This is a genomic window from Bifidobacterium jacchi, from assembly GCF_009078285.1.
Classification (GTDB): domain Bacteria; phylum Actinomycetota; class Actinomycetes; order Actinomycetales; family Bifidobacteriaceae; genus Bifidobacterium; species Bifidobacterium jacchi.
Map to the genome: position 1 here is coordinate 1 of NZ_RQSP01000057.1, position 9,842 is coordinate 9,842.

Genomic DNA, 9,842 nt, shown 5'->3' on the forward strand with positions numbered 1-9,842 from the left:
CCTCCACACCCACACCCCGACCCCAACACCACCACACAAACTGGCGAAGACTCAATTAAAGAAAGGACTCATGTTAACGAAAACGGTGATGAATCGTTCAAGGTTGACGATAGAGGGCATATTATTGGTGATCAATTTGGTGGGTCTTGGGATTTGGACAATGTTATCGCTCAGAATGGCCGTCTGAATGAAGCTGGTGGCGCATGGCATAATATGGAGGATGGTTGGGCAAAGAAGATCAGCGATTTTCGTGATCCGGAAAAAGGTAATAAATTTAAGAGATATGGCGAACCTATTCGAGATGTGGATATCAGAATCGAGTATGATGATAACAAGCGCCCCACTGGATTTAAGGTTAGCTGGATAGAGCTCGATGATAACGGAGAGGAGGTGTTGCAATCTCGGAAGTTTAGAAATACTGAGAGTGGTGTGTAGTAGAAAAAAGGAGATTATATATGGCAGACTTTGAGATTGAATTCATGAAAATTCAGCGAAACCTTATTTCTCTTTGTGTGAATGCTGTTTCAGGTAAAGCGATAAAAGTAATATATGTCTTTGTGGGTATGGATGGATCTACAAGAGAGTTTAATTTCTTTTATCGAACCGATAGTAAAGTGGCATCCAGTTTAACTGTTATTGGGAATCGGGAGACTTGTTTTGATTTATTAGATAAAGGGAGGAGTATTGCTGAAGAAATCATTCCTTTGTGTAAATCGAATGGTATGAAGATTCCTACTGAAATAAAAATGATGTATTTTCTGGATACTGGATCATTTGATTCTGATGTTACATATGATCCAAAGCCATTTGAAACAAATGGTGGGGAGTATTTTAATCCGTTCATGTCTTGGTTTCAGGATGAAAAGAAAAAGTGGAACAGATCTGATTCCGTTTCTGCCTCAATGTCTGTGGGCATTGATAATGATGCTCCTGTGGTAATTGAATCCGAATCCGGCGTAATTGCAGAATTATCTATTAACGCTGAAACTCTGAAGCAGTCAATCGACGATATTCGTGAGTTGTTTAATGAGCGAATCGTCGGCGACAAATATGAACAGGATATGTTCGATCACGCGCACAGTGAGCTGGTTGATTTTCAGAATGGTTCAGTAGATAAGCGTATCGACGATATTGCCATTGACCTGATTAGGCTCATCGATTCGACACGAAAGCACATAAGGACGTTCGAATCGGTCAAGCCGAACGCCGATAACTACCGACGTATGCTGGGCATCCTTTCCGGCGCCGCCGAGGATCTGCAGGATATCCTATATGGGCATGACGTCGAAAACTACATCGTACCCAAGGGTCCTATAGACCATAGTCGTCAGAAAGTGATTCGCATCGTACCTACTGCCAATAAAGCCGCCGATGGCAAGATCGCCGCGCGCGTGGACGAGGGCTATGAGCGTGACGGCGAGGTTATTCGCCCCGAGCGTGTTTTGGAGTATCGGTACGATAAATCGTTTGCCGCCAAGCAGACCGATATATCCGCGCAGGACGGTGACAAGTGATGCCTTCCGGATTCTGGATATGTTGATAGCGGAGCGGAGAGTCCCGTCATCATAAGGAGAACCAATGGATACTAACGAAACTGCAGAACACGGTGAGCAGACGCCGATGGCTGATGGCGTGGCGCTCAAGGACCTGTCTGAACGTCTTAATCAATTGCGAGAGGCCATCGAAGACAAGGCTGAGGCTAACGCCCATCAGCATGAGCTGTTCGACAATCTCGAGCGGCAACTGGGCAAGTACCGTCGCGAGACGGTCAATCGAATCACCGACATGATGATTTTGGACGTTATACAACTGATCGACAGGATCAACGGCGATGTCTGGCGATATACCAAGTTGGGAGAGTCCAGCGACATCGACGATGCCGAACGTTATGCGCGTTTACTGAAGGTGCTGAAGCGTCTGCCGTCGTCAATGGAGGCAATACTATACCGTCAAGGCGTTGAGCCATATACGGTTCCCGGAGATGCTGTGGATCCTCGCCGCCAGAAGATTTTGCAAACGGTTGAAACTGATGACGACTTCAAGATAAACACGGTGGCGGAACGTCTGGCGCCTGGCTACGAGCATGGTTCCAAGGTAATCCGTCCCGAGCAGATCAAGGTGTATAAGGGAAGCTTGGCTCAGAAGTGACATTGTGAACCAGTGATGGGGATGTTCCTTCAGTAGAGGGACATCCCAATGCCGAGGAGGCAATGTGGACGAAAGACAATTCGAAGTGATCACGGACGACGAGATCGCTGATGCCACTATGCGCATGGGACTTCTATACGCCGATGCCTTCGTGAACAAGAATTATCTCATTGATCTGCATGATTATCCGGTCGCACTGATGGATGACGACTTCAGATCCGACTCCACGATTCGTCTGTTCGAGGTAGGGCGTATCGTCTATGACGTCGATGAGATTGCTAATGACAAGCTCATCAGTGTGTACAGTTCGATTGGGAACGTCGGGGCTTCCGCGGTGCTGGTGCTCAAAGGCACTGAAGAGGGATTACGATTCTATGTTGGCGTTCGGTCCGAGCGTAACGCTCCAACGGCACAAATTTTGTTGGAGCGCAGCCTCAAAGGCAATTTCCCCGGCAGCGATGTCACACTAGTGAGCCAGAAAGACCTGTGCTCTGTCTTGGGAGATATCAATAAGCGAAATCGTTTCGGCGCAACCCGGAACGTGGCCTCTGTGTCCATCGTTCCATCGATGCGCGATCAGGACAAGAAGCGGAACGTGCAGGGTATCGAGAAACTCATCGACACGATGAAGGGCATGGCGTACACCGCCATGTTCCTCGCTGATCCATTGGGCAAGGATGTGCTGGAACGACGCAAAGCCGGATTGGAACAGCTGTACAGCTCACTGTCTCCGTTCGCTCAATTGCAGCTCTCCTATGGGCAGAATGCCAGTCGAGCCATTGCCCAATCGATGAGTGAGAATTTCTCCAAGACACTCAATAACAGTATCAGCAATACGAACAGCCAATTCGAAAGTACGTCCAACACGACCAGCAAGGGATACTCTTTCGGTATCTTTGGATTCGGCTTTAACCGCAGTACATCCTCCGGCTTCAGTTCCGGCAGCTCATGGGCCAACGCTGTCACTGAAGGAACATCCGATACGACGGGCAGCTCCACATCGTCGTCTGACACGGTCACGACTGGGGACAGCCGATCGATTACGGTGACCAGCGAGGACAAGTCCGTCAAGACAGTGCTCGAACGTATCGATGACAACCTCAAGCGCATCAGGAACTGCGAATCATTCGGATTATGGGACATGGCGTGCTATTTCATTTCTGATGATGTGCAGACCGCCGTGATGGGGGCAAGCACTTACAAGGCGTTGATGGCGGGTTATGATTCCGCCGTCGAGGACTCGTACGTGAACGTCTGGGATGCTGACAACGATGACGACAGTACATCACGGGTGCTGGAATACCTGAGATACTGCCGTCATCCCAGATTCCAAGTGCCTCCGTCCTACGATGAGGTAAAGGTGGATGAGCAGCTGGTGACCCCCTGTAGCCTGATCAGTGGCAATGAAATTCCCTATATCATGGGACTTCCTAAACATTCGGTGCCTGGCGTCACCGTGCTCGACATGGCGGCGTTTGGTCGCAACGTGCGCTATTCCTCCAATGTCGTGAACAGGAGTAAGCGGTACGTGGAATTCGGCAACGTCTTCCACATGGGCGAGCGTGAGTCGACCCGCATCAGACTGGATCTGGAGAGCTTCCGCTCTCATGCTTTCATCACGGGATCTACAGGTTCCGGAAAATCGAACACGACGTACCGCATCCTCGACGAGATGATCCGCAACGAGGTGCCCTTCCTGGTCATCGAGCCTGCCAAAGGTGAATACAAGCGGTACTACGGCAATCTTCCTGGAATCAACATCTACTGCACCAACCCCAGGTACTTCTCGATGCTTCGGATCAATCCGTTCCGGTTTGATCCGAAGATTCATGTGTTGGAGCACCTCGACCGGTTGATAGAGATCTTCAATGCTTGCTGGCCGTTATACGCTGCCATGCCGGCCATACTCAAAGAGGCGTTCGAACGCGCCTACATCGCCTGCGGGTGGGATCTGAACCGTTCCATACGCATTCCAAACGGATCGGAGAAGCGATTTCCCACATTCGCCGATGTGTTGGAGGCATTGCCTCGTATTATCAACAGCTCCGCCTACTCGTCCGATTCCAAGGGCGACTATACCGGTGCACTGGTGACGCGAGTCAAGTCGCTGACTAACGGCATCAGCGGACAGGTGCTGTGCTCGGACGACGACATCGTTGATGAGGATATGTTCGATCGCAACACGATCGTCGATCTCAGTCGCGTCTCATCGTTGGAGACCAAATCCCTGATAATGGGCGTGATGATCCTGAAGCTGAACGAGTACCGCATGTGCCAAGGAGGAGAGAATAAGGAACTCAGCCACGTCACCGTGCTCGAGGAAGCACACAACATTCTTAAGAAGGCCCCGGAAGGTGGGGCCGAGGGGGCAAACGTCCAAGCCAAATCCGTGGAGATGATCGGATCGGCCATCGCCGAAATGCGAACCTATGGGGAAGGATTCATCATCGTGGACCAATCCCCAACGGCCGTGGACATATCTGCCATCAAGAATACCAATACCAAGATCATCATGCGCCTTCCCGACCATGATGATGAGATCCTCGCTGGGCATTCCCTCGGACTGAACGATTCGCAGATCAAAGAGGTAAGTCGGTTCCCGATAGGCGTGGCCGCTGTATACCAGAACAATTGGGTTGAGGCTGTGCTGGTGAACATCGATAAAAGCAAGGAACGCTACCATCGCGATGACGTGGTGTCCAAACCGGAGGAAAGCGCCGTGGTCAAGGGAAAGGTCATCAGCGAAATCATCAATGAGTTCGAATCTGGCATCGCGGCGGAGGATGGATTCCAGTTCGAGGATGAGATGCTGCCGCTGATTCAACGGTCACGACTCAACGAATACAAGAAGCGTGAACTGATTGGGAACGTCTATGATTTCTGCTCTTACTTCGATCCACGTCTCGATCGTATCGCCAGCCGTCCCGCAGTTGCCCGACAATTGAGAGTGCTGATGGAGTGTGACGGACTGTTCGAAGCTGTGCCTCTGAACATCGGCACGTACGAGGTGAATCAGCTCGAGCATAACGGCGTGTCCAAGGAAGATCTACGAAAACTCAGGAATTGGTTTAGTGTGGTCGTTCGGAACTTGCCCTCCTATGTGGAGTTCCGGGACGAGCGGACTGCCCGGCATGCATTGCGCTATGTGCTGCTCGCCAGACGAAATGCGGAATCCAATTCTCGGGAAACACGATTCCGCACAATCTACACGGGATTGTTCAAACAACCTTTGGTTAACGAGAAGGGCGGTGCTCGATGAAGGCCGTTCGACTCTCTTATAACCCGTTCCTTCCTGAACTGGATGTGACTGTGGATAAGGAGCCTTTGTCGCGGTTTAGCTCGCTTCGCCGTCTGCGGCATGTCCGTTTGCTGGAGTGGGCCCCGGTATTGTTTGACCTACTTGCGAATGAGATCAATGATAATTTCACATTGGAAGTGCATTCGAACAGCTTTTGCTACGGCATGATGCGGATTCTGGCTGCAAGATGTCCGCGCTGCGTCGCCGTCGACAATGATGAGCCCATGTTTCGAGAAGGGGTGTTAGAACGATTGCATCGTATGGAATCCCTAAGTCCGGCATCATTGGAGAATCGGGAATTCCATATTGGTTTGTCGGAAGCGGCAGGCATGGAGGGATCCTGCGCCGCCCTGCTGGAATTGTTGGTCGAGAACGATGCATCCTGTTCGTTCGACGGGGATGCAGTGAGCATGTCGGTCTGTGAAGCGGTATCTGTTCGATTCCATGCACAAGGCGAGACTCGTCCCGCATGTCATGACGATATGACGGTGCTACTGGCATCCGACGAACTGACGGAGGCCTTCACCTGCGCGGGAGCACCATATAATCTAGTGCTGATTGCATCCGATCATTCCGCATTAGTCAGAGGAGACGAGAACGGTATGACGATGTATACGGAGAGCGATGACATCGTCCCTATCGTGTCAGGCGTCATCGATGATCAGTTACTGTGCCCGATGTTGTCGGATGCGGCATGGAGATCGTCCCGTAGAGCGATGGCCGAGGATTCCGATGCATTCGGAAGGCTTTGCCTGATCGATGCATCCTTTCATGTCGATGATATGCCGGATGTCATGGACGTCGGTAGGACGTATCGACCGGGTATCCGCTCGATACCGCAGGGGATTGTACCTTCTTCGATGCTGCTGACAAGCGCGGACCCGTCGGTGGTAGCTGTCGATGGTGACGCCTTTCATCCTGTACGGTCCGGGAAAACCAATATCGCGGTGACGGTGAATAGCGCGGTGGAACCGCAGTATCGGCGGGATGTTATGGTTCGCAGCCGGTTGTTGGTGCGTGGATTGACCTTGTTCCCATCGGTGAAGACCATGCCCGTGAACGGTGACGGTCGCTTCGAACTGTCGATCATTCCCGCGGATGCGACGAACGTCGATGAACTGAGATGGAGTTCCGATGATCCATCCGTGGTCCGAGTGGATAATGGTGGAAAGCTGCACGCCGTAGGGTTTGGGAACACCAGCATCCGTGTGTTCACAGCCGAGACCGAGACGTATGCGCGGGTAGAGGTGCGTCCTGTAATGCGTGGAGTGAAAGTCAGTGCGGACAGCGTGAGAGTCGAGGCGGGCTCCCAGATTCCTTGGCGATTCGCTGCAGTGCCCGCGGACGCCTGCGGGGCTGATCTGTTGCGAGCCGTCAGTGAGGATCCCGCGGTGGCACAGTATAGAGGCGGCTATATTGTAGGTGTGGGGGTCGGTGAGACGATTATTCGAATCAGTACGTCGGATGGGATGGTGAACCGTTGGATTCCCGTCTCCGTGAGGCGTAAGGGACTGTTCCAATAAGGAACCTATATCCCAAGGCGAATTTTCGTGTGAAAAGAGCGGGGAAGTGCATGGTACGGGGAGAGCATGATGATTGATGTGACGTATTACGAACGGCTTGATTCCCGTAGCCGACATACATATGACGTTATCGTCGCCGATTTACGGTCCATGAGCCCCCGCATCCTTGCAGATGGCGTGGATGAGGATATGCTTCAGGACATTCTGAGGAACCGGCCTGAACTGTTCTATGTGAGTCAGCAGTTTGCCGTCGCCTATTCATTGTTAGGCAGAAGTATTCAGCCATCATACCTGTACCCGCGTGAACAAGCGTCACAGATTGCCGGAGAACTGGCAAGAAAGGTCGAAGAGGTGGTGCGCGAGCGCATTAACGACCATCAATCCGACTACGACAAAGTGCTGGTGCTACATGATTATCTGGCGTGTACGGCTCAGTACGATGATGAGGCGGCCGCGGCCAACGACCGTATGGTTGCTCGGGACCCACGTATTGCGGAATCCCATACAGTGGTGGGGCCGCTGCTGCGGGGGAAGGCAGTGTGCTCCGGATTCGCCAAGGCCATGAAGATGCTGTGTGACCGTGTCGGGGTGAAGTGCTGCACGATCGGAGGCACTGCCAGCAATGTGATGTCGAGCGGCCCTCATGCATGGAATATGGTGTGTCTTGGTGGTCGATGGCATCATGTTGATGTGACATGGGACAACCAGTTCTCCATGAACGGGGATATCCCCAATTACGGGTATCTGAATGTGGATGACGAGACGATGTCCCGCGACCACAGATGGGATCGTTCACTGGTGCCAACGAGTCCAGACGATCCATACAATTATTTTCGTATGAATGATTCACTGGTGGACGGACGTGTGCAGTTAGAACGCTTGCTAAAAGACCGATTCGATACGGAGGAACCGTTCGTGTTATTTAAAGTGAAGCGTGATTCTCCTTTTGCGCAGAAGATTGGGTCCGATTTAAATGAGATTGTATACAAGGCAGCCTCTCAATGCAGATATACGCGACTCAGTGGCTTTCGGTGTGAGTCAATTCCCGAGCAGTTGGTGTTTGATATCCAGCCGGTATATCATTGATTGACTCGTCAATGGATGGGCATATATATGACGACGTCCATTTTTTGTGGGTTTCCTGTTATATCGTTGGCATTAGGTGTCTTACTCGGGTTATCCCTCAATCTGGTGTTACATGAGCTTGGACATGTGATTGGTGGCCTGATTGACAGATATCGTTTGGTCGCGGTGAGACTGGGGTTTTTCCTTTTGCTCGCACCGGAGACTGATCCCAAGACGGTGCTAAGAGAGCCCTGTAGAATAGAGGCTTGCCGGGATAACCTCAAGTGCTGTCCGTCTGACGATGACCGATGGCATTGCTTGCTTGTGCGTGGAATGAAGTTTTTCACTGTAATGGTGCCAACTACTGATACGGATGTGGGAAGACTCCACCGGTACCGGTGGTTCATTCTGGGGGGTATCGTCGGAAATTCGCTGATGATCGTGACTTCGGCATCACTATTGATTTGTTGCGTCATTAAGGACGATATGCTGACTGCGTTACCGTCTGTTGTATGGCATCTAGCAGGTGTCGCGATCATTTCCATCGCCAAGTGGTGTGACAATGCGATTCCCCGCATGCATGATGGGGTGGGAAACGACGCGTGGATCTGCGATCTTCTGCGGGCTTCCGAACAAGAACGTCAGGACTTTCGTTGCTATATGGTTATCTACGCAGTGGTAAGTTTCGGCTGGCGTGGGGACTGCGATGGAATGAACACGAACAATGTATCTATTCCAGATATCCTATCCATTTATGGTGCTTTTACATCAGAGCAGGCGACGGGGTACTATGCCACTGCTATCACGGAATTGTTGTCAGCGCAAAGTGCGCGTAAAGCTCTGTGAAGGATGATCTTACTTCTCGAACGTCTGGTACACCCTTGCGGAGAGCGTTGCGATGTTTGAGGCGGCTGACTCATCCACGCCGTTCACCATCACGGAGACCGCATACGGGCGAGCGTCGTAGACGATCGCGACGTCGTTCTGCACAACAGCCAGCTCGCCGGTCTTGTTCGCCACCGGCAGTCGGGCGACGCTTTGAAGTGCCCGCGTGGCTTGTCCGGGACGTGTGCGTGACGCTGTTGCGTGTGGGCCGTGCATGTTTGCCGCAGACCCGCAGAAGAAGTCGTGGTCTTATGAGTGACAACTGGCAGGCTCATCACGGCGTGGCGCGTTCTCTGGATTAGGCGTGGGATGGTACCGCTTAATTTACCGACTATGGTACCCCGGAATACGGGTCGAGACGGGTCAAAACGGAGAGCGGGCAGATTGGTGGAAATCGGCGGAATGGCTTGAAATCGTTGAAATTCCGCCGTTTTGGCAATGAAAAAGCCCTTTTCCTTTGGGTGGGGAAAGGGCGATGGCGGAGGATACGAGATTCGAACTCGTGAGGCTGTTACACCAACACGCTTTCCAAGCGTGCGCCATAGACCACTAGGCGAATCCTCCATTAGTCATCCTCCGGGCATGCCCGAAACAGACAACTCGAATAAAATACCACGAGTGTGTGCTTGCGCGCAAACCAGCGGCATCGGCGTGTCGCCGGTTGCATTCCGCCGCCGCGTGCCGTGGTCCGTGGTCCGTGGTCCGCTGCCCGCCGCAGCCGCCGTAGTCCGCGTTCCGCCGTAGTCCGCGTTCCGCCGCAGTCCGCAGTTCGCCCAGCGCCCTTCACAAAGACACCGCCACGCGGTAGGCTTTCACGTTATGTCTGACGAGAAGAACATCGAGAAGAACATCGAATCCAACAGTACCGGCTCCGGCCGCAATCCAGGCAATCCCACCAACCCCGCCAACCCCAACCCAACCCC

The 9,842-nt window shown here is 52.2% G+C and carries 8 protein-coding genes and 1 tRNA gene; 7 read left to right on the plus strand and 2 right to left on the minus strand.

Annotated features, from left to right (window positions below):
* The 7 genes from EHS19_RS09740 to EHS19_RS09770 form a co-directional block, all read left to right on the plus strand.
* The coding region (locus EHS19_RS09740; protein ID WP_175578415.1) for a DNA/RNA non-specific endonuclease at positions 1-435 on the plus strand (435 nt) is incomplete at its 5' end.
* A gap of 20 nt (positions 436-455) precedes the next feature.
* Positions 456-1,514: a nucleotide exchange factor GrpE gene (gene grpE, locus EHS19_RS09745; protein ID WP_151917575.1), complete on the plus strand. Its 1,059-nt coding sequence runs from the start codon at positions 456-458 to the stop codon at positions 1,512-1,514.
* Positions 1,515-1,578: 64 nt separating this feature from the next.
* Complete coding sequence (locus tag EHS19_RS09750; RefSeq protein ID WP_151917576.1) at positions 1,579-2,148, plus strand: nucleotide exchange factor GrpE; 570 nt, start codon at positions 1,579-1,581, stop codon at positions 2,146-2,148.
* A 64-nt stretch (positions 2,149-2,212) separates the two neighbouring features.
* Positions 2,213-5,407: an ATP-binding protein gene (locus EHS19_RS09755; protein ID WP_151917577.1), complete on the plus strand. Its 3,195-nt coding sequence runs from the start codon at positions 2,213-2,215 to the stop codon at positions 5,405-5,407.
* A complete protein-coding gene (locus EHS19_RS09760) occupies positions 5,404-6,969 on the plus strand; it encodes an Ig-like domain-containing protein (RefSeq protein ID WP_151917578.1) in 1,566 nt (521 codons plus the stop codon). Before EHS19_RS09755 ends, EHS19_RS09760 begins: the two co-directional genes overlap by 4 nt.
* 66 nt (positions 6,970-7,035) lie before the next feature.
* Complete coding sequence (locus EHS19_RS09765; protein WP_151917579.1) at positions 7,036-8,055, plus strand: transglutaminase domain-containing protein; 1,020 nt, start codon at positions 7,036-7,038, stop codon at positions 8,053-8,055.
* A 27-nt stretch (positions 8,056-8,082) separates the two neighbouring features.
* Positions 8,083-8,880, plus strand: a complete 798-nt coding sequence (locus EHS19_RS09770) for a hypothetical protein (RefSeq protein WP_151917580.1) — start codon at positions 8,083-8,085, stop codon at positions 8,878-8,880.
* A gap of 9 nt (positions 8,881-8,889) precedes the next feature.
* Here EHS19_RS09770 and EHS19_RS09775 read toward each other — a convergent pair whose 3' ends face one another.
* Both EHS19_RS09775 and EHS19_RS09780 read right to left on the minus strand, forming a co-directional pair.
* A complete protein-coding gene (locus EHS19_RS09775; RefSeq protein WP_241677203.1) occupies positions 8,890-9,054 on the minus strand; it encodes a class A beta-lactamase-related serine hydrolase in 165 nt (54 codons plus the stop codon).
* A 341-nt stretch (positions 9,055-9,395) separates the two neighbouring features.
* Positions 9,396-9,483: transfer RNA gene (locus tag EHS19_RS09780), tRNA-Ser, on the minus strand.
* Between the last annotated feature and the right edge of the window lie 359 nt (positions 9,484-9,842).

Bases quoted from the DNA above. Each gene is read 5' to 3' on its own strand.
- grpE (WP_151917575.1), top strand. From the start codon at position 456: ATGGCAGACTTTGAGATTGAATTCATGAAAATTCAGCGAAACCTTATT.
- EHS19_RS09750 (WP_151917576.1), top strand. From the start codon at position 1,579: ATGGATACTAACGAAACTGCAGAACACGGTGAGCAGACGCCGATGGCT.
- EHS19_RS09760 (WP_151917578.1), top strand. From the start codon at position 5,404: ATGAAGGCCGTTCGACTCTCTTATAACCCGTTCCTTCCTGAACTGGAT.
- EHS19_RS09765 (WP_151917579.1), top strand. From the start codon at position 7,036: ATGATGATTGATGTGACGTATTACGAACGGCTTGATTCCCGTAGCCGA.
- EHS19_RS09770 (WP_151917580.1), top strand. From the start codon at position 8,083: ATGACGACGTCCATTTTTTGTGGGTTTCCTGTTATATCGTTGGCATTA.